Below are 19,111 nucleotides of genomic sequence, written 5' to 3' on the forward strand. Positions count from 1 at the left end.
AGAACGACGCCCCGGACCGGGCCACGGTCTACCCTAGGGCTGTGCCAGCCCGCCCCGAGTCACTCCCCGCCAAGCTGCGTCGCCGAGCCGGCTGGCTGGTGCGCGACCGCTTCCCGCAGCGCCCCGTCGTCCGCGAGGTGCAGGGCGTCACCATGACGCTGCCCTGGTCGCACCGGCTGCCCGACTACGCGCGCGACGGCTCGCCGTACGGCCAGAACCTGGTCGAGCTGGCCGCGGCGCTGGCCGCCGCCGAGCCGGGGCCGCTGACCGTGCTCGACATCGGCGCCAACGTCGGTGACTCGGCGCTCCAGGTGCTCGACCGTGCCGACGCCAGGGTGCTGTGCGTCGAGGCCGACCCGGTCTACCTGCGCTTCCTCCACACCAACGTCGACGCCGACCCGCGCTGCACGGTGGTCCCGTCGCTGCTGACCCCGGTGGCCCAGGAGGGAGCGATGGCGTCGGTGCGCTCCGGCGGCACCGCGCACTTCGTGCCCGCCGATGAGGCGCCCGACGCCGGCAGCGTCAGCCAGGTCACTCCCGAGCAGCTGCGCGCCGCACACCCCGAGTTCGACCGGCTCCGGCTGGTGAAGTCCGACACCGACGGCTACGACGTCGACCTGGTGCCGGCGGTGGCCCGGGTGTGGGCCGACCAGCCGCCGGTGCTGTTCTTCGAGTACGACCACGTGCGCAGCCGGGCGGTCGGCAACGACCCCGAACCGGTCTGGGCGGCGCTGGCCGGGCTGGGCTACGACGAGGTCGCGGTCTGGGACAACTTCGGCGAGCCGCTGGGCCGGGTGGCCATCGACGAGCTGCCCGAGCGGGCCCGCGGCCTCGACGACCCGCGCACCCACGGGTGCGAGTACTGGGACGTCGCCCTGGCCCACCGCGACGACGCCGTCGGCGTGGCCGCCGTGCGCGGCCTCGTCACCGGCGACCTGCCCGGCCCCCCGCAGGGCGCCGCGCGGTGAGCGACCGCCGCGAGCGCCGCAAGCGTCAGTCGAGCCCCGACCACCTGCGCCGCCGGATCGCCGCCGCCGTCGGCCGGGCGATGCCGGCGGTGCTGCTGCTCGGCCTGCTGGCGGTGCTGGTGCCGCTGTCGGCGTCGAGCACCACCGGGGCGATCGCGGCGGTGGGCGTGGCGGCGTTCGTGTGCGTGCTGGTGATCTTCGGGCTCGAGCGGGTCGGCACGATCATCGTCGTCGGCGCGATGCTGTTCGCCCCGATCTTCGGCGACCGGTTCGCCGCCGGCGCGCTGACCGCCTCCGACCTGCTGGCCGGCCTCGGCTTCTTCCTGCTCCTGCCGCGGGTGCTCGGCAACAACATCAAGCTCCCCCTGCTCTACGGCTGCGGGCTGGTGATCCTGTTCGGGATGAGCGTGCTGGCCTCGGCGGCCCAGGACGAGTTCCTGTTCAGCGCGCTGCGGATCGCCCGCCTCGCGCTGGCGCTGGCGATCATCCCGATCCTGTTCATGGCCTGGCGCCCCAGCCAGAAGCTGATCACCGTGATGGCGTGGGCCTACGTCATCGGCCACACCATCAGCTTCGCCTACGGCTTCGTGGGCCCCGGCGGCCGCGTCGGCAGCCGGCTCATCGGCATGTCGACCCACCCCAACGCGTTCGCGGTGTGCAGCCTGTTCGCGCTTGCGATGATCTACTACCTCGACTCCCAGAGCACCGGCTGGCGGCGTACGGCGGTGTGGGGGCTCGGCGCGATCCACCTGGCCGGGCTGGGGCTCAGCGGCAGCCGCGGCGCCCTGCTGGCGCTGATCGGGATGATCCTGGTCGCGGCGCTGCTGGAGAAGTCGTCGAGGCTGATCTACACGCTGATCACCTCGACCACCGTGCTGGCCGTGCTGGCGCCCTACATCCTGGTGCGCCTCGACCCCGACTCCGCGCCCAACCGGTTGCTCAACCCCTCGGGGAGCGCGTCGGCGTCCGGCTCCGACAACTACCGCAGCGACCTGCTGTCGCGCGGCTGGGACGCCTTCCTCTCCAACCCGATCCTGGGCGACGGCTACGCGGGCGTCTACACGTTCTACTACCACAACGTCTACCTGCAGATCCTGGTCGCGGCCGGCATCTTCGGCTTCATCGGCTTCCTGATGATCCTGTGGACCGGCGTGCGGCCGCTCTTCGACGCCGGGCCCACCCACCGGCTCGCCTACGGCCCGCTGGGCTACTTCGCCGCGCTCTTCTTCCTCAACACGATCTGGGACCGGTTCGCCTGGCTGCCGATCTCGCTGGTGATGGCCGCCCACATGCTCGAGCGCGAGCGGGCGAGGGAGCGCGAGGCCGAACGGCGGCCGCGGCACTCCTCGCCGTACCTGGTGCCCCACCGGCCGGGCGCCGACCGCACCACCCCGGCCCCGGACGGCACGCCGCCCGCCGCGACGGTGACGAAGGTCAGCGAGCCCGCGACCGGGAGGTGATCACCCGGCCGGCGACCGCGCGCAGCACCGTGCGCAGTCGGCCCTGCGGCACCAGGCGGCGCACGGTCCGGGCCAGGCGGCCGTTGGTGCGCACCAGCCCGAGCTCCAGCCCGCGCTGCAGGGCGACGTCGCGCTCCACGACGGCAGGGTGCCGCAGCGGGAAGGTGATCGGCTCGGCCGCCGGCATCACCCGCTCCGACTGGGTGTGGGTGGCCTCGTCGCCGAAGCCGGCGTTGTGCACCACGTTGGTGGCGGGGGCCACCGCGAGCGCCCCGCAGACCACCTGGCTGAGGAACCAGTGGCTGTCCCAGCCGAACTCCTGGCCGCGCGAGCGCGCCACCTCGGCGAAGTAGCGCCCCGCCGCGCGGGTGGCGAGCGCGCCCGGTGCCGGCTCGGTGGACGCGACCCGCAGCGGCGCACCGGGGTCCGCCTGCCCCGGCCGCAGCGTCTGCCAGTCGCGCGGGAACATCGCCCGGTGCCGCTGCCAGGCCCGCGCCCAGGTGGCCCAGCCCCAGGTGATCGAGAACGTCGTCAGGCCGTAGCTGGCGTCGCCGAACGACTCCGGGTCGACCTCGAAGAGGGTCCCGGAGACCATCATGAACCGCTCGTCGTCGGCGTAGCGGTCGAGCAGCTCGGCGGCGTAGGGGAAGAACGACGGGTCGGGCACGCAGTCGTCCTCGAGCACGACCGCGGCCGGCACCTGGCCGAAGACCCAGTCGAGGCCGCGCTCGACGTTCTGCTCGCAGCCCAGGTTGGTCTCGCTCCACCGGGTGTGCACGGTGCAGGGCCAGTCGACCTGCTCGGCCACGACGCGCCGTACGTCGGCGCAGCGGGCGGCGTCGTCGGGCCGGTCCGGCCGGGGGCCGTCGCCGATCACGAAGAGGTCGGCCGGCGCCGCGGCCCGCACCGCGTCGAGCACGCGGGTCACGAGGTCGGGGCGGTTGAAGCAGACGAGGGCGACCGGCGGGGTCGCCGGTGCGGGTGGCTGCGACATCGCGAGGAACCCTAGCCGACCTGGCCCGCCCGCCGTGCGCGGATCTGCGTTCGCGGACGGCCGGCGAGCACTAGGGTTCTGCCGTGCCCCCTCACAACCCCGATCGCCTGTACCGCGGCCCCGTCGGCGTCGTGCTCGAGCCCGCCGTCCGGGTGCTCCGCGGCCACGGGCTCGCCCAGCACAAGGCGGTCTGGTGGGCCCACCGGGCGGTGTGGCGCCTGACCCGCAGCAACCGGGTGCGGATCGACGGCTTCGACCTCGAGACCGACCTGCACGACTCGCTCCAGCTGGCCCGCGGCGCGTACGAGGTCGCCGAGACCGCCTGGTACAAGGCGCACGTCGGCCCCGGCGACACCGTGGTCGAGCTGGGCGCCAACATCGGCTACTTCACCTGCGTGTTCGCGCGCTCGGTCGGCCCGACCGGGCGCGTCGTGGCCTACGAGCCCGACCCGCGGCTGCGCGAGATCGCGACCCGCAACCTGGAGAGCCACGGCTTCGGGGGCTGGAGCGAGGTGCGGCCCTCCGCGGTCTCCGACGGTCCCGGCCGCGCGACGTTCTACCGGGCGGGGCGCAACTACGGCAACAACAGCCTGTTCCGCGACCGCGCCGACGCGATCGGCGGCAGCACCTTCGAGGTCGACCTGGTCACCCTCGACGACGACCTCGCCGACCTGCCCGACCGGATCGACTTCGTGAAGATGGACATCCAGGGCGCCGAGTCGCACGCGCTGTCGGGCATGGACAAGATCCTGGCCGACCGCCCGCCCCGGCTGATGCTGCTGGAGTTCTGGCCGCACGGCCTCGACGCCCTCGGCCGCCCGCCGCGCCAGATGCTCGATCAGCTCGCCGACGCCGGCTACACCGTCAGGGAGATGGGCCGGCCCGACCCCGTCGACCCCGACGCCCTCCTCGCCCGCCTCACCCCGGAGAGCCGGATGTGGACCAACCTGGAGTGCCACCACCGCGACGCCTGACCTGCCGCCCCCGCCGCTGGTTGAGGAGGGACGGAGTCCCGTCTCGAAACCCAGTGGGCCGAACGCCCTCCCCCGCCGCTGGTTGAGGAAAGACGAAGTCCCGTCTCGAAACCCAGCGGGCCGAACGCCCTCCCGTGCGTGGCGACTCGTCGGACGGGACTCGGGCGGGTGCCGACTCGCTGTCGTGTGATCCGGGCGGGTGGTGACTGTGGTGTGGATGGGTGCGGGGTGCCGCGCGTGGTGGGCACTGCGGCTGCTGCGCACCGGACGTCGTTCGGCACTCGTTGCCGTGTCGCCGGACGCTGCCCTGCCGTCCCCGGCCACCGCTTCGGCGCCACGCCGCCGTCTACGTGCCGAACGACGCCCGTCGCTCCGCCGCCTCCGTGCCGGCGGCGCGGCATCCCGGCGTGAGGACGGGCGCGTCCCGGTGGTCGAGCAGCGAGCGCCAGCGAGCGTCGTCGAGACCCCGTGAGCCGGACACCGTCCCGTGCGTGGCGACTCGCCGGACGGGACTCGGGCGGGTGCCGACTCTCTGTCGTGTGACCCGGGCGGGTGGTGACTGTGGGTGGGGGTGGGTGCGGGGTGCCGCGCATGGGGCACTGCGGCTGCTGCGCACCGGACGTCGTTCGGCACTCGTTGCCGTGTCGCCGGACGCTGCCCTGCCGTCCCCCGGCCACCGCTTCGGCGCCACGCCGCCGTCTACGTGCCGAACGCCGCCCGTCGCTCCGCCGCCTCCGTGCCCGGCGGCGCGGCAGCCCGGCGTGCGGACGGGCGCGTCCCGGTGGTCGAGCAGCGAGCGCCAGCGAGCGTCGTTGAGACCCCGTGAGCCGGACACCGTCCCGTGCGTGGCGACTCGCCGGACGGGACTCGGGCGGGTGCCGACTCGCTGTCGTGTGATCCGGGCGGGTGGTGACTGTGGGTGGGGGTGGGTGCGGGGTGCCGCGCGTTGTGGGGCACTGCGGCTGCTGCGCGGCGGGTGGTGGTCGAGCAGCGAGCGCCAGCGAGCGTCGTCGAGACCCGGTGAGCCAAGAGCCCTCCCGTCCCCACCGAAGGGCGTTCGGCCGTCTGGGGTCTCGACGGACGCTCCTCGCTGGGGCTCGTCGCTGCTCGACCACCGGCGCGGGCGGTGGTCGAGGTGCGAAGGCCGCCAGGCCTGAGCCTCGAGACCCGGTGAGCCAAGAGCTCTCCGTCCCCACCGGGAGCGTTCGGCCGGCGGGGGTTTCGAGGCTCGCTCCGCTCGCACCTCAACCAGCGCCGCTGGTCGAGGTGCGAAGGCCGCCAGGCCTGAGCCTCGAGACCCGGTGAGACGGAGGCCCTCCCGCCCCCGCCGGAGGGCGTTCGGCCGGCGGGGGTTTCGAGGCTCGCTTCGCTCGCACCTCAACCAGCGCGGGGCACCGGAGGCGTTCTGCCGTCTGAGGTCTCGACGGACGCTCCTCGCCGGGGCTCGTCGCTGCTCGACCACCGGCGCGTGCGGTGGTCGAGGTGCGACGGCCGCCAGGCCTGAGCCTCGAGACCAGGTGAGACGAACGCCCTCCCGTTCCTACCGGAGGGCGGTCGGCCGAGACAGTCGCCAGCGCGACTTCCTCAACCGGCGTCGAGCGAGGCGCAGCGCTACGGCTTGGTGGCCTCGACCGACATCTGGCCGCTGCCCTCGTTCATCCGGCTGTCGAGGCCGCGGAGGGCGGGGTGGTCGCTCTCGCCCATGCCGCAGTAGGTCACCTTGGTGAAGCCGACGGCCTCGAGCTCGGCCTTGATGGTCTCGAAGTCGAAGATGTAGCCGTCGTTGTGGCCGAAGAAGCCGATGGTGATCCGGAGCAGGTCGAGGGGGTGCTCGACGGGGATGCCGATGCTGCGGTAGACGTCGGCGAGGTCGCTCTTGACGGCCGCCTGGCCCTGCAGGTAGAGGTCCACGTGCTTGCGGATGTCGGGGGTGACCAGGCGCAGCACGCCCCCCGGCTGGAGCGTGCGGAACGCCTCGCGGAACACGTGGCGGCCGGCCTCGAGGGGCACGTGCTCGATCATGTTGTCGGCGAAGATGTGCTGGCAGGCGGCGTCCTCGAACGGCCACGGGGCGGTGGCGTCCATCCAGTAGCGCGCGCGGGGGTTGACGTTGGTGGTCAGCCAGCCCGGGCGCTTGCCGGTGCCGCCGATCTCCAGGTTGATCGGTCGCTTCGCCCGCTCGAACGCCCGCGCGCCCCGCCACTTGGCGAGGGGGGTGTTGACGGTGCTGACGACCTTGTGGACCCGCGGGTCCCCGCGGAGGGCCTGGAGTCGGGGATGCACGACCCGGAGGCTACTACCCCCGGACCTCAGGCCGGGGGATAACCCAGACGTTCGACGAGTCCGGGCACCGCCTCGGCCACCGCGGCGTGGTGCTCGGGGCCGAACAGCTCCCGGTAGGTCTTGCGGTCCACGCGGTAGTGACCCTTCTCGGCGTCGCCGTGGGCGGCGATGTCCTTGGCCTGCAGCTGCTCGCGCGAGCACTCCCGGATCACCTGGTCGAGCTCGGCGCCGGCCAGCCCGATCTCGCAGTGGTCGAGGATCTGCCGGATCGCGGTCGCCTCGTCGGCGCCGACCTCCTCGAGCTTGAGCTTGAGCACCTCGGGGCGGACGACGTCCGACCACGTGGCCATCTCGCGCAGGCGGGTGGTGGCCGCGCCGACGGCGTAGAGCAGGCCCTCGTCGAGGGGCAGCTCGCGCATGATCCGGCGACCCTCCTCGATCTCGGGGACCTGGGTGTCGCGGTGGTTGCCGATCGAGGAGAAGTAGCCCGACACCACGATGTCGCGCGGGTCGCGGAACATGTAGACCACCCGGTGGGGGTGCCGGTGCGGGATGCGGAGGTACTCGTCGTAGGAGACGTAGAGCCCCGGCACGAACGACGCCAGCGGGAACCCGCGCTCGGGGTGGGACTGGAAGTCGAGCTGGGGCACCGTGAACAGCCGGGTCTCGCGGCGCACGAGCGGGTGGTCGAAGAGCGCCTTGACCCACTGGCTGCCGGCCTTGGGCGAGGAGGCGGCGTAGATGTTCGCGATCTCGGGCAGCCGGCCACGGGCCTCAAGGAGGCGGCCGCGTACCTTGGCGGCCTGGTAGGCGCCGCGCTTGAGCTGGTTGCGCGCCGGGTCCCACTGCACGGCACGGGTCGCCCACATCCGGGCCCGGGTTCCGACGGCGGATGCCACACTTCTCCTGACGTAGTGGTGGGCGGCCCGGTCCGACGGGCCTCGAGGCTCGCCACAGACTAGTGGGCCGACGCCCCTCGGATGGCCAGGACTCGTGAACGACAACTCCTCCTCGGCGCGCAAGCGCCTGAGCCTGATGACGCTCGACCAGATCGTGGCCGGGGCGTCCAACGTGCTCACCGCGCTGCTCGCCGCGCAGCTGCTCGACGTCGGGTCGTTCGGCCTGTTCGCGCTGATCTTCCTGATCTACGCCGTCGCGCAGGGCGTGCACCGGGCGCTGGTCGGCGACCCGCTGCTGGTCCACCCCGAGGAGGCCGACGAGCGCCCCGGCTCGCCGCTCGGCACCGGCCTGGCGGTCGGGGTGCTGATGGCCGTCGTCCTGCTGCTGCTCGGGCTGCTCAGCCGGCAGGTGTGGGAGCCGCCGTTCGGCAACTCGCTCATGATCCTGGCCGCCTGCCTGCCGCTGCTGGCGCTGCAGGACCTCGGCCGCTACCTCGGCATCGCCACCCACCGCCCCGGCACCGCGCTGCGCCTCGACGTCACGTGGCTGGTGCTCATGCTGGTGCCGGTCGGCTTCCTGGTCGCCACCGACTCCGCCACCCTCGAGCGGCTGGTGCTCTCGTGGGCGGGCTCGGGCGCGGTCGCCGGACTGCTCGTCGTGCCGACCGTGGTGCGGGCGGGCCTCCGCCTCGACACCACCTGGGTGCGCACCACCTGGTCGATCTCGTGGCGCTACCTGTCCACCTACGCGCTCACGCAGGGCAGCGCACTCGGTGCCGCGCTCGCGGTGGGCACCATCGCCGGCTCGGCCGCGCTCGGCGGCGTGCGCGGCGCGCTGCTGGTGATCCGCCCCTACGGCGCGGTGCAGACTGCCGCGATGGCCTCCGGCATCGCGGAGGTCTCGCGCTCCGACGGCGCCCGGCCGACGCTGCGCCGCCACGAGCGGCGTACGACGTTCGCCGCGACCGGTGCGGCGCTGCTGATGAGCGTGGTGCTGCTCGGCGTGCCCGACGCGGTCGGGCGGGTGGTGCTCGGCGAGACCTGGGACGCCACCGACCCGCTGCTGCTGGCGGCCTCGGCCCAGCTGCTGCTGCAGAGCCTGGCCGCCGGTCCGCGCGCCGTGATGCTGGGCCTCAAGGAGGTCCGCACCGCGCTGCGCATCGACGTCGCCTCCACGATCGCGATGATGGTCTTCGGCATCGCCGGCACCGTGCTGGACGGCGCCGAGGGCGGGATGTGGGGCTTCGCGCTGTCGCAGGCCTGCTCGGCCCTGGCCTGGCGGATCGTGCTCGCCCGGCGGCAGGCCGTGGCGCCCGAGGAGGTTCCCGTGACCACGCTGGACGGTTCGGCGCACGCGTAGGCCCGGCGGTTGCTACTTTTCTCCCGTGCCGCAGACCGAGAGCCTGACCGACACCGTCAGGGACCGCTACCTGGACCTCATGAAGCGCAGCCTGACGGGCGCCCTCACCGAGGACAACGACTCGATCCTGGGCGGGGTCCGCACCGCGGGCAGCACCCGCCTGGTGAAGCGGGTCGCCGACGTCGTGGGGCGGGCCGCGGGCCGCTTCAACCTGGAGATCGCCGTCAAGAAGCCGTACGACGAGCAGCAGCGCCAGCTCGGCCAGGACTGGCCGGCGCGCGCGGAGTCGATGATCGGCCTCGCCCGGATGGACAACATCCAGCAGTGCATCGCGCAGATCGTCGCCGACGACGTGCCGGGTGACCTGATCGAGACCGGCGTGTGGCGCGGCGGCGCCTGCATCTTCATGAAGGCCAACCTGGTCGCGTGGGGCGAGACCGGCCGCACGGTCTGGGTCGCCGACTCCTTCCAGGGCCTGCCGCCGCCGGACGCCGCCCGGTTCCCGGCCGACACCGGCGACAAGCTGCACACGATGGGCGGCCTGAGCGTCGGCGAGCAGCAGGTGCGCCACAACTTCGAGCGCTACCAGCTCCTCGACGACGACGTGAAGTTCCTGGTCGGCTGGTTCAAGGACACCCTGCCCACCGCGCCGGTCGAGAAGCTGGCGTTGATGCGGCTCGACGGCGACATGTACGAGTCGACCATCCAGGCGATCGAGGCGCTCTACCCCAAGCTGTCGCCCGGCGGCTTCTGCATCATCGACGACTTCGGCAGCCACGCCTCCCAGGCCGGGCAGGCGATCCACGACTACCGCAAGCAGCACGGCATCACCGAGGAGATCATCCAGATCGACAACTTCGGCGCCTACTGGCGCAAGGCGCTCTGACGCCGCCACCGGTCACCGCGACGGCCCCCGACCCTGCCGGGTCGGGGGCCGTCGTAGGTGTGGGGTGGACTGGCGCGGCGATCAGGCGCCGGCGCGGCTGCGGGCGGCACGCCGCTCGGCGTACTCGTAGAACGGCTGGAGGTCCGAGCCGGCCAGCAGCGGCACGGCGTCGCGGACGTCCTCCTCCGGCCAGTCCCACCACCGGATCTCCAGCAGCCGCTCGATGTCCTCGGGCGGGAAGCGGTACTTCAGCACCTTCGCCGGCACCCCTCCGACGATCGCGTAGGGCGGGACGTCCTTGTTGACCACCGCGCCGGCGGCCACGATCGCGCCGTCGCCGATGGTGACGCCGGCCAGGATCATGCAGCCGTAGCCGGTCCACACGTCGCTGCCGACGACCGTGTCGCCGCGGGGCACGGGGTAGCCGTCCTCACCCGCACCCGGGAGGCCGAAGTTGATCCGGTGGGGATAGGTGGTGAGCCGGTCGGCGGCGTGCTCACCGCCCAGCAGGTAGGTGCCACCGAGCGAGCTGTAGTTGCCGACCCGCATGTTGGTCGTGCTGTAGGGGAAGTCGTGGATCGTCGGGATGCCGTAGGTCTGCGGCCCGACCGTGAGCTTGCCCGACTTCATCAGCCGCTTGTACGTGCGCACGTCCTCGGTCCAGAACCAGATCGAGGCGCGCTCCCACGTCCACTTGACGTGCTTGGCCCACGTCAGCAGCGTCTTACCAACCATGCCCCGAACCCTACTGACCACCGATAGGGTTTCCGGCGATGACCACCTCCCCCGTGTTCTGCACGATCCTGGCGCGCAACTACCTCCCCAAGGCCCTGACCCTCGCGGACAGCCTGCAGCGCCACGACGGCCAGACCCTCCGCGTCCTGCTCATCGACGTCGCGCGTGACGAGGACCTCCCGAGCCACCCCGGCGTGGAGCTGCTCAGCACCGAGGCGCTCGGCCTGCCGGAGCGGGAGGTGCTGCACTACGCGACCATCTACGACCTCGTCGAGCTCGCCACCGCGGTCAAGCCGGTGCTGCTCAAGCAGCTGCTGCGCGACCACGAGCAGGCGTTCTACCTCGACCCCGACACCTACCTCGCCGCGCCGATGGTCGACCTCCCCGACCTGCTGTCCGGCACCGAGGGCGGCATCCTGCTCACCCCGCACTTCCTCTACCCGCCCCGCCCCGGCGACCCGATGTCGGAGGGCCACCTGCTGACGGTGGGCTTCTACAACCTCGGCTTCTGCGGCGTCGACCGCCGGGCCCTGGACTTCCTGGACTGGTGGTGGGGGCACCTGCAGACCGAGTGCCTCTTCGACCCGATGTCGGGCCTGTTCGTCGACCAGAAGTGGATGGACGTCGGCGCCCCGCTGTGGCGGGCCGGCGGCATGCGCCACCACGGCTACAACGTCGGTGTCGGCAACCTCCACGAGCGACCGCTCACCGAGGTCGACGGCGTGCTGCGCGCCGGCCCCGACCCGTTGCGGCTCTTCCACTTCCACTCCTTCGACACCTCCCAGCCCCAGGAGCTGTCGGTGCGGTTCAAGCACTCCACGGCCGACCTGCGCGCCTCCGGCGCCGTCGACAAGCTCTGCCTGGAGTACGCCGCGATCCTGCGTCGCTTCGAGGAGGAGCTCGGCGACCCGCCGGCGTACCCGTACTGGACCGACACCCGCGGCAGGCGCCTCGGCCGCCAGCTCCGCCGCTCCTACCGCCAGGCCCACCTCGCCGGCGCCTCGCTCCCCCTCCCCTTCGTCGCCGCCGAGGCCGACGCCTGGGAGGAGTGGCGCCGCGGCGCTTGGAAGAGCTCCGCGCGCTGGCTGGTCGGCGACGCAGCCAAGAGCGTCCGCTCGGTGCTCCCCGAGCAGGTGGCCGCCGCCCAGAAGAGGTTCCCCCGCCTCACCGGCAAGCTGCGCTCCGACTACGTCAGCGACTCCGGGATGTGGGGCTGACCCACCCCCGGTGGTCGAGCAGCGACGAGCCCCGGCGAGGAGCGCTCGTCGAGACGCCCGCCGGCCGAGCTCCCTCCGGCGCCCCGGCGCTGGTTGGGGTGCGAGCGAAGCGAGCCTCGAAACCCCCGCCGGCCAACCGCCCTCCCGTACCCACCGAAGGCGGCCGGTGTCTGGTCGACCCGGCGTTGATCAACGACGCCCGGCGTAGCCTGCGGACGACCGAGGTCGAGGGAGGGCGTTCGGCTCACCGGGTCTCGACGACGCTCGCTGGCGCTCGCTGCTCGACCACCGGTGGTTGAGGAAGTCGCGCTAGCGACTGTCTCGAAACCCCTGCACCCAAACGCCCTCCGCTGGACACGGGAGGGCCGCCGTCTCACCGGGTCTCGAGACAGGACTTCGTCCTTCCTCGACCACCGAGCGAGTGGCGCGCGTCAGAGCCGGTCGAGGACCGCCAGCACCTGGTCCTTGCGCGGGGCACCGGAGGCGCGGCCGACCTCGTGGCCGCCGGCGTCGACGACGACGGTGGTCGGGGTGCGGAGCACCTTCAGGGTGCGGACCAGGTCGAGGTGCGACTCGGCGTCGACCTCCAGGTGCACCACCCCGTCGTACGACGACGCGACGTCGGTCAGGACCCGACGGGTGGCGCGGCACGGCGCGCAGAACGCCGAGGAGAACTGCACCAGCGTCGCCCGCTCGCCCAGGGCCGCGTCGGGGACCGCGGCGCTGACGGAGGCCCAGGCCTCGCCGACCTCGGCCCGGGGCTCGGACCCGGGGTGGGAGCCGGTGCGCCGGAAGCGACCGTCGGTCAGCACCTTGGTCACGCCCAGCACGACGGCGAGCGCGACCGCGGCGACGGCGACGACGACTCCGGTGGTCACACCAGGAGCAACCGGGGAGCGGGCCGGGACATTCCGGTCAAAGCTCCGGCGGGTGCTCGTCGACGCGGGTGAAGTAGCCGAGGGTGGCCGGGAGCGGCCGGGCGGCGGTCGCGGGGTTGCCACGGTAGAGCGTGAGCTCCGCCTTCAGCCGGGTGGTGATCACCGAGCCGGCCGAGACGATGCAGCGCGGCGGCACGTCGCAGCCGCTCATCACGATCACGCCCGACATCAGGGCCGACAGCTCGCCGATGGTGACCGGGCCGGTCGTCTGCTCGTTCGTGACGAGGTTGAGGCTGTGGGTGAGGATCTGCGAGCGGAAGCCGGCGACCCGGGCGTAGTCCTCGAGCACCACCTTGTCGGAGCAGTCGATCTCGTGCCCGACGGTGATGAGCGACTCCTTGCCCATCACCAGCGTGGAGGTGCGGTCGGGCGACTTCGGGAAGGCCCAGTGGCCGGGCGGGAGGCCGTTGATGAAGTTGCGGCTCGCGATCGAGGCGCCCTCCGCCATCCGCAGCTCGTCGAGGCCGCGGATCACGTTGCGCGAGCCGATCAGGGCGCCGGGCCCCATCGACACATGCCGGGCCAGCACGATGCTGCGCCCGATGTGGGCGGTGGGGTGGATGTCCCAGCCCAGGAGCAGCTTGGCCATCCGTCGCTTGAGCCCCGAGGGGAGCAGGACCAGGAACGTCGCGAAGACGTAGCGCACCCGGGTGGCCTCCTGACCGTCGTCGATCGCGGTGTCGGGGCCAATCCGGCCAAAACCGCCTCATCGCGGCACCGACCCGTGGATCCTAGTCATCGCGCTGTCCACCGCGTGGAGGGTCGACGCAGATCCCCGCCGGTGATCCGCCATACTTCCTGCCGTCGACACTCCCCGCCGCGCCGCGCCCCCGTCCGGCGCCGGCCCCCGAGAGGAACCAGCACCATGACGCCCGAGCCGGCCCACGTCCGCGAGACCATCAGCACCTTCCTGCAGCGCAACGGCAAGGGCACCGACTCCCTCGACGACGCGACCTCGCTGTGGGGCGACGGGCTCGAGCTCGACTCGCTGGACGCCGCGGAGCTGTCGGCGGTGCTCGAGGACAGCTACGGGCGCGACCCGTTCTCGGTCGGCGACGCGATGCCCGACACCGTCGGCGACGTCGTGGGCTTCTACGCCGCCGACGCCGGCTGATCCCCGCTCGATGATCGAGCTGCTCCGGGAGGCGGCGCAGAAGGCGCCCGACCACGTCGCGGTCATCACCCCCGAGGCCGCCACGACCTTCGCCGAGCTGACCGAGCGCGCCGAGCGCGCGGCGGCGGCGCTGACCGCGAAGGGCATCCGCCGCCTGGCGGTGCGCGAGAGCGACCCGGTGCGCGTGTTCGCGCTGCACGGCGCGGCCTCGCTGGCCGGCGCCGAGCTGTGCGTCTACCCGCTGGCCGCCGACGCCGCCACCGTCGCGACGTACCGCGAGCGGCTGGAGCACGACGTCCTGGTCACCCGCGAGGACGGTCACGGCGAGGGTGTCGTCGACCCCGACGAGCTGCTCGGTTGGGCCGAGCGGGCCACCGGCGACCTGCCGCTCGACGAACGGCCGGTGATGGTGATGACCACCGGCACCAGCGGCCACCCGCAGGCCGCCCGCCACGACTGGGGCCGGCTGCTCCGCGTGGCCGGTCGGATCAACCCGACCCCCGACCACCGCTGGCTGCTGGCCTACGGCCTCAACCAGTTCGGCGGCCTGCAGATCCTCATCCACGTCGCCACCGCGCAGGCCACGCTGGTCGCGGCCGAGACCTTCCAGCCGCGCGACGCGCTCGCCGCGATGCGCGAGCACGGCGTCACCCACGCGAGCGGCACGCCGACGTTCTGGCGCTTCGTGCTGACCGAGGTGCGCCGCGACGGCGGACCGGTGCCGCCGCTGCGCCAGGTCAGCCTCGGCGGCGAGGCGGTGCCGTCGGCGCTGCTCGACCAGCTGCGGTCGACGTTCCCGGACGCGCGCATCTCGCAGATCTACGGCGCCACCGAGATGGGTCAGAACATCACGGTGCGCGACGGCCGGGCCGGACTTCCGCTCAGCGTCCTCGACGAGGGCGGCGACGTCGTCTTCAAGATCGTCGACGGCGAGCTGCACGTGCGGTCGCGCTCGTCGATGCTCGGCTACCACGGTCAGGAGCCGCTCGCCGAGGGCCAGTGGCGCGCGACGGGTGACCTCGTGGAGGTGGTCGACGACCGGATCATGTTCCGCGGCCGCCGCAGCGAGGTCATCAACGTCGGCGGGGTGAAGGTGCACCCGCTGCCGATCGAGGAGGTCGTGAGCAAGGTCGAGGGCGTCGCCATCGCCCACGCCTTCGGCCGCCCCAACGCGATGGTGGGCAACATCGTCGCCCTCGAAGTGGTGCCCGTGCCGGGCACCGACGAGGAGGAGCTGCAGGCCGCGATCCGCGCCGCCTGCGCCCACCTGCCGCGGGCCAGCCAGCCGCGCAGCATCACGATCGTCCCCACCATGGAGACCTCGGGCAACAAGGTGAACCGGGGCACCAGGAAGTGAGCCAGCAGATGAGCACCGAGACCGGCCGCGTCGTCATCGTCACCGGCGGCAGCCGGGGGCTCGGCGCCGGGATCGTCCAGTCCTACCTCGACAGCGGCGACCTGGTCGCCACCTGCGCACGCTCGCGCACCGACGAGGTCGCGCGGTGGCAGGACGACCCGGCGACCGCCGACCGGCTGCTGTTCTCGGAGGTCGACCTCAGCGACCGGCCGGCCACCACGGCGTTCGTCAACGAGGTCATCGAGCGCTGGGACCACGTCGACGTGCTGGTCAACAACGCCGGCGTCGCCCGCGACGGCATCCTCGGCATGAGCCGCGACGAGGACATCGACCTCGTGATCGACCTCAACATCAAGGGCACGCTCCACATCACCCGCCAGGTGTCGCGCCGGATGCTGGCGCGCGGCAGCGGCCACATCGTCAACATCTCCTCGATCGTCGGCCTCTCCGGCTACCGGGGCCTGGCCGTCTACAGCTCCACCAAGGCGGCTCTCGACGGCATGACCCGGTCGCTGGCGCGCGAGCTCGGCTCACGGGGCATCTACGTCAACTCGGTGGCGCCCGGGTACCTGCGCACCGAGATGTCGCACGGCCTCGACGAGGACCAGCTCCAGCAGATCGTGCGCCGTACGCCGGCGGGCCGGCTCGGGGAGCCCCAGGACATCGCCCGCATCGTCCAGTTCCTCACCGCCCCCGAGAACGACTACATCACCGGCCAGGTGATCGTCGCCGACGGCGGCCTCACCGCCTGAGGTCCGGTGCCGCCCCGGGGCGGTAGTCCCTGACGTTCTCGCGGTCATCCGGCCCTGCGGACCCCGGAAACGTCAGGGACTATCCCCGGTCGAACGTCAGGGCTTGGTCGCCCAGACCAGGCCGTAGCCGAGGGTGCCGTCGACCCAGAAGTTGCGCAGGATGTCGAGCGACTCCTCGAACTCCTCCACACCCTCCTGCCCGAGCTGCGCGAGCACCTCGTCGCGGTGCTCGTCGAGGTTGGCCTGCCACTTGTCGAACGTCGGCAGCGACTCGGCGGTGACGTCGAGCACCTGCACGTCGGAGAGCCCGGCGCTGGTGGCGTAGGCGGTGTACTGCTCGAGGGTGTCCATCCGGGCGGCGCCGTAGGCCGCCCGCAGGATGGCGAACTCACGGCGGCGATCGCGCAGCTCGAGGAACGGGATCTCCCGGCGGCGGATGATGTCGCACAGCACGATCCGGCCGCCCGGGCGCAGCACCCGCGAGCACTCGTCGAGCAGCCCCTGCCGGTCGGTCATCAGGTGCGACGACTCCATCACCCAGGCGCGGTCGAAGGAGGCGTCGGGCAGGCCGTTGGCGGTGCCGTCGCGCTGCTCGAACGTCGCCCCGGGCAGCCCCCGCTCGGCGGCGCGGGCGGTCGCGGCCGCGACGCCGACGGCGCTGGTCGTGATGCCGAGCACCTCCACGTCGTGGTCCTCCACCAGTCGGCAGGCCGGAGCGCCGGTGCCGCACCCCACGTCGAGCACCCGCAGGCCGCTGGCCAGCTGGGCGCGCTCGATCATCATGCTGGTCAGGCGGTCCGTCGCCGGGCCGAGGTCCTCGGCCGGGTCCTCGAAGACCCCGTAGTGCAGGTTGTCGCCGAGCAGCAGGCCCCAGGCGTCGGTGACCTTGTCGTAGTGGGCGGCGGGGCTGAAGTCGGGCGACTCGACGCCCGCGGGGGAGGACTCCGGCATGGGCGCGACCCTATCCAGAGCCGGACCCGCCGCGTGGCACGTCCCGCGAATCACGCTCAGCCGCCGGCGAACGGCGGCAGGAACTCCACCGTGCTGCCGGGCGCGACGAGCACGGTGCCGGGGTCGGCGGTGCCGGCCGGCTCCTCGCCCACGAGGGCCGAGCAGGTGGCCAGCACCCGCGCCAGCCGGTCGTCGTCCCCGTGCGCGGCGAGCGCCCGCGACCGCACCTCGGCCAGGCTCACCGGCCCGGTCACCTCGAGCACGTCCTCGGGCACGCCGGCGGCCGCGCGCGCGGCCGCCCAGTAGCGCACGGTGACCCGGCCGGCCGGGGCGCCGGAGGTGCGATCCGTCTCGTCCACGCTCGATCCCGTTCCGTGTGACCAACAGGTTTCGTTAGAGTGAGCATCCCAGCAACACCCAGGGAGCCCAACGTCGCGCTCTCCGACCCCGTCCCGACGGGAGGGAGACCCCGCCATGAGCACCCTTCTCCTCCTTACCAGCGCCCTGCAGCCGTCCGCCGAGGTGCTGCCCGGACTGGCGCTGCTCGGCCACCAGGTCAGGATCCTGCCCGCCGAGGGCAGCGCCCTGCTCGAGGCGCCCGACTCCGACCTCCTTCTCGTCGACGGCCGCCAGGACCTCGCCCACGCCCGCGACCTGTGCCGCCTGATCCGCACCACCGGCACCGACGTACCCGTGCTCCTGGTCGTCACCGAGGGCGGCCTCTCGGTGGTCAGCCACGACTGGGGCATGGACGACGTGGTGCTCCACACCTGCGGCCCGGCCGAGCTCGAGGCCCGGATCAAGCTCGCGATCAGCCGGCTGGCCGCGCAGCGCGAGGCCGCCGACCCCGAGGCCCACCTGATCCGCTCCGGCGAGGTCGTCGTCGACGACGCCACCTACACCGCCAAGGTCGGCGGTCGCCCGCTCGACCTGACCTTCAAGGAGTTCGAGCTGCTGAAGTTCCTGGCGCAGCACCCCGGCCGGGTGTTCAGCCGCCAGCAGCTGCTCCAGGAGGTGTGGGGCTACGACTACTTCGGCGGCACCCGCACCGTCGACGTCCACGTGCGACGGCTCCGCGCCAAGCTGGGCCCCGAGAACGAGACGCTGATCGGCACCGTCCGCAACGTCGGCTACCGGTTCGTCGTGCCGAGCAAGGACAGCCGCAAGCAGACCACCGACGAGCCGACCGACGAGCCGGCCGACGAGCTGGCCGACGAGCTGGCCGACGCTGGGGGCGCCGGGGCCTGACCCACCCGCCGCCTCTGCTCGTAGGGTCGGCACATGAGCGTCGACCGGGTGGCAGCGTCGGACTTCACGTGGGGCGGCGAGGGACCGGCCGCGGTCGTCGCGGCGGTGCGCACCGCCGCACGTGAGCACGACGGCCACGACCCGCTCGACGAGGCCGCGACCCTGCGCCTGAAGCACCACGGCCTCGACGGCGCTCGGCTCTGGGTCGCGGGCGACGACGGGTTCGCGCTGCGCCACGGCGCCGACGACGTCGCCCTCGAGCTCGCGGTCCGTCCCGAGGCCCGCCGCCGGGGCCTGGGTGGCGCGTTGGCGGCCGCCGCGCTCACCGACCCCGGGCCCTTGTCCGCCTGGTCGCACGGCGACCACCCGGCCGCCGCCCGGCTGGCCGAGCGGCACGGGCTGGCCCGGGTGCGGGAGCTGTGGCTGATGCGCCGGCCCGCCGCCGTACCCCTGCCCGACGCGCCCGCCCCCGACGGCCTCACCATCCGCGGCTACCGCGACGACGACGCCGCCGACCTGCTCCGCGTCAACGCCGCCGCCTTCCACTCCCACCCCGAGCAGGGCGGCATGGACGCCGACGACCTGGCCCAGCGGATGGCCGAGGACTGGTACGACCCCGCCGGGCTGCTGGTCGCCGAGCGCGACGGCCGGCTGGTGGGGTTCCACTGGACCAAGCAGCACAGCGCGACCCTCGGCGAGGTCTACGTCGTGGGCGTCGACCCGGACGAGCAGGGCGGGGGGCTGGGCCGGGTGCTCACCGTCGCCGGGCTCGCGCACCTGGCCGGGCTGGGCGTCGACGAGGTGATCCTCTACGTCGAGTCCGACAACGCCCCGGCGATCGCGATCTACCGCGACAAGGTGGGCTTCGGCCACGCCGCCGCCGACACCCACGTGCAGTACCGGCGACCCGCCTGACGCCCGCCGCGCGCCTGAGACGCGTCTCGTCCGGGACCGGCGCCGCCCGGGGTGACGAAG

General features: G+C 73.1%; 19 protein-coding genes. 11 read left to right on the forward strand and 8 right to left on the reverse strand.

Features of this window, described 5'->3' with window-relative positions:
• Window positions 1-41 precede the first annotated feature (41 nt).
• Window positions 42-968 (forward strand): FkbM family methyltransferase, encoded by a 927-nt coding sequence (locus JT721_RS15475; RefSeq protein WP_205474144.1) that lies wholly within the window; start codon window positions 42-44, stop codon window positions 966-968.
• Window positions 965-2,428: an O-antigen ligase gene (locus tag JT721_RS21815; RefSeq protein WP_205474145.1), complete on the forward strand. Its 1,464-nt coding sequence runs from the start codon at window positions 965-967 to the stop codon at window positions 2,426-2,428. The genes JT721_RS15475 and JT721_RS21815 overlap by 4 nt, the downstream gene beginning before the upstream one ends.
• Here JT721_RS21815 and JT721_RS15485 read toward each other — a convergent pair.
• Complete coding sequence (locus tag JT721_RS15485; protein ID WP_205474146.1) at window positions 2,403-3,422, reverse strand: glycosyltransferase; 1,020 nt, start codon at window positions 3,420-3,422, stop codon at window positions 2,403-2,405. The two genes, JT721_RS21815 and JT721_RS15485, sit on opposite strands and share 26 nt — an antisense overlap.
• A gap of 83 nt (window positions 3,423-3,505) precedes the next feature.
• Between JT721_RS15485 and JT721_RS15490 the strand changes: the two genes are divergently transcribed.
• Window positions 3,506-4,396 carry an FkbM family methyltransferase gene (locus JT721_RS15490; protein WP_205474147.1) on the forward strand — a complete coding sequence of 297 codons (891 nt, stop codon included), beginning with the start codon at window positions 3,506-3,508 and terminating at the stop codon, window positions 4,394-4,396.
• 1,611 nt (window positions 4,397-6,007) lie between these two features.
• On the opposite strand, the gene JT721_RS15495 is transcribed toward JT721_RS15490, so the two are convergent.
• Both JT721_RS15495 and JT721_RS15500 read right to left on the reverse strand, forming a co-directional pair.
• Window positions 6,008-6,679 (reverse strand): methyltransferase domain-containing protein, encoded by a 672-nt coding sequence (locus tag JT721_RS15495; RefSeq protein ID WP_205474148.1) that lies wholly within the window; start codon window positions 6,677-6,679, stop codon window positions 6,008-6,010.
• 26 nt (window positions 6,680-6,705) lie between these two features.
• The gene (locus tag JT721_RS15500) at window positions 6,706-7,578 is read right to left on the reverse strand and encodes a sulfotransferase domain-containing protein (protein WP_205474149.1); all 873 of its coding nucleotides are present in this window, start codon (window positions 7,576-7,578) and stop codon (window positions 6,706-6,708) included.
• 94 nt (window positions 7,579-7,672) lie between these two features.
• Between JT721_RS15500 and JT721_RS15505 the strand changes: the two genes are divergently transcribed.
• Window positions 7,673-8,938: an oligosaccharide flippase family protein gene (locus tag JT721_RS15505; protein WP_205474150.1), complete on the forward strand. Its 1,266-nt coding sequence runs from the start codon at window positions 7,673-7,675 to the stop codon at window positions 8,936-8,938.
• A 25-nt stretch (window positions 8,939-8,963) separates the two neighbouring features.
• Window positions 8,964-9,824, forward strand: coding sequence for a TylF/MycF family methyltransferase (locus JT721_RS15510; protein ID WP_205474151.1), 861 nt, complete (start codon window positions 8,964-8,966; stop codon window positions 9,822-9,824).
• A gap of 81 nt (window positions 9,825-9,905) precedes the next feature.
• Here the strand turns inward: JT721_RS15510 and JT721_RS21475 are convergent, their stop codons facing one another.
• Window positions 9,906-10,559 (reverse strand): CatB-related O-acetyltransferase, encoded by a 654-nt coding sequence (locus JT721_RS21475; RefSeq protein WP_275898870.1) that lies wholly within the window; start codon window positions 10,557-10,559, stop codon window positions 9,906-9,908.
• A gap of 38 nt (window positions 10,560-10,597) precedes the next feature.
• Here JT721_RS21475 and JT721_RS15520 point away from each other — a divergent pair, with 38 nt between their 5' ends.
• The gene (locus JT721_RS15520) at window positions 10,598-11,776 is read left to right on the forward strand and encodes a hypothetical protein (RefSeq protein ID WP_205474152.1); all 1,179 of its coding nucleotides are present in this window, start codon (window positions 10,598-10,600) and stop codon (window positions 11,774-11,776) included.
• Window positions 11,777-12,207: 431 nt separating this feature from the next.
• Here JT721_RS15520 and JT721_RS15525 read toward each other — a convergent pair whose 3' ends face one another.
• Entirely contained in the window at window positions 12,208-12,654 is a 447-nt protein-coding gene (locus JT721_RS15525) for a thioredoxin family protein (RefSeq protein ID WP_205474153.1), read from the reverse strand.
• Between the two features lie 37 nt (window positions 12,655-12,691).
• Entirely contained in the window at window positions 12,692-13,360 is a 669-nt protein-coding gene (locus tag JT721_RS15530; protein ID WP_205474154.1) for a hypothetical protein, read from the reverse strand.
• Between the two features lie 219 nt (window positions 13,361-13,579).
• On the opposite strand from JT721_RS15530, the gene JT721_RS15535 reads away from it, so the two are divergent.
• Genes JT721_RS15535 through JT721_RS15545 form a run of 3 tightly spaced genes read left to right on the forward strand, consistent with a single transcriptional unit; the run spans window position 13,580 to window position 15,937 of the window.
• A complete protein-coding gene (locus tag JT721_RS15535; protein WP_205474155.1) occupies window positions 13,580-13,828 on the forward strand; it encodes a hypothetical protein in 249 nt (82 codons plus the stop codon).
• A gap of 10 nt (window positions 13,829-13,838) precedes the next feature.
• Entirely contained in the window at window positions 13,839-15,185 is a 1,347-nt protein-coding gene (locus JT721_RS15540) for a class I adenylate-forming enzyme family protein (RefSeq protein ID WP_205474156.1), read from the forward strand.
• Between the two features lie 8 nt (window positions 15,186-15,193).
• Complete coding sequence (locus JT721_RS15545; RefSeq protein ID WP_205474157.1) at window positions 15,194-15,937, forward strand: SDR family NAD(P)-dependent oxidoreductase; 744 nt, start codon at window positions 15,194-15,196, stop codon at window positions 15,935-15,937.
• 96 nt (window positions 15,938-16,033) lie between these two features.
• On the opposite strand, the gene JT721_RS15550 is transcribed toward JT721_RS15545, so the two are convergent.
• Window positions 16,034-16,888 (reverse strand): class I SAM-dependent methyltransferase, encoded by an 855-nt coding sequence (locus JT721_RS15550; RefSeq protein ID WP_205474158.1) that lies wholly within the window; start codon window positions 16,886-16,888, stop codon window positions 16,034-16,036.
• Between the two features lie 56 nt (window positions 16,889-16,944).
• Window positions 16,945-17,247, reverse strand: coding sequence for a MoaD/ThiS family protein (locus JT721_RS15555; RefSeq protein WP_205474159.1), 303 nt, complete (start codon window positions 17,245-17,247; stop codon window positions 16,945-16,947).
• Between the two features lie 115 nt (window positions 17,248-17,362).
• Between JT721_RS15555 and JT721_RS15560 the strand changes: the two genes are divergently transcribed.
• Both JT721_RS15560 and mshD read left to right on the forward strand, forming a co-directional pair.
• Window positions 17,363-18,136, forward strand: coding sequence for a response regulator transcription factor (locus JT721_RS15560; RefSeq protein WP_240340823.1), 774 nt, complete (start codon window positions 17,363-17,365; stop codon window positions 18,134-18,136).
• Window positions 18,137-18,169: 33 nt separating this feature from the next.
• Window positions 18,170-19,051, forward strand: coding sequence for a mycothiol synthase (gene mshD / locus JT721_RS15565; RefSeq protein WP_205474160.1), 882 nt, complete (start codon window positions 18,170-18,172; stop codon window positions 19,049-19,051).
• Window positions 19,052-19,111: the final 60 nt, after the last annotated feature.

The organism is Nocardioides sp. SYSU D00038, assembly GCF_016924665.1.
Taxonomy (GTDB): domain Bacteria; phylum Actinomycetota; class Actinomycetes; order Propionibacteriales; family Nocardioidaceae; genus Nocardioides.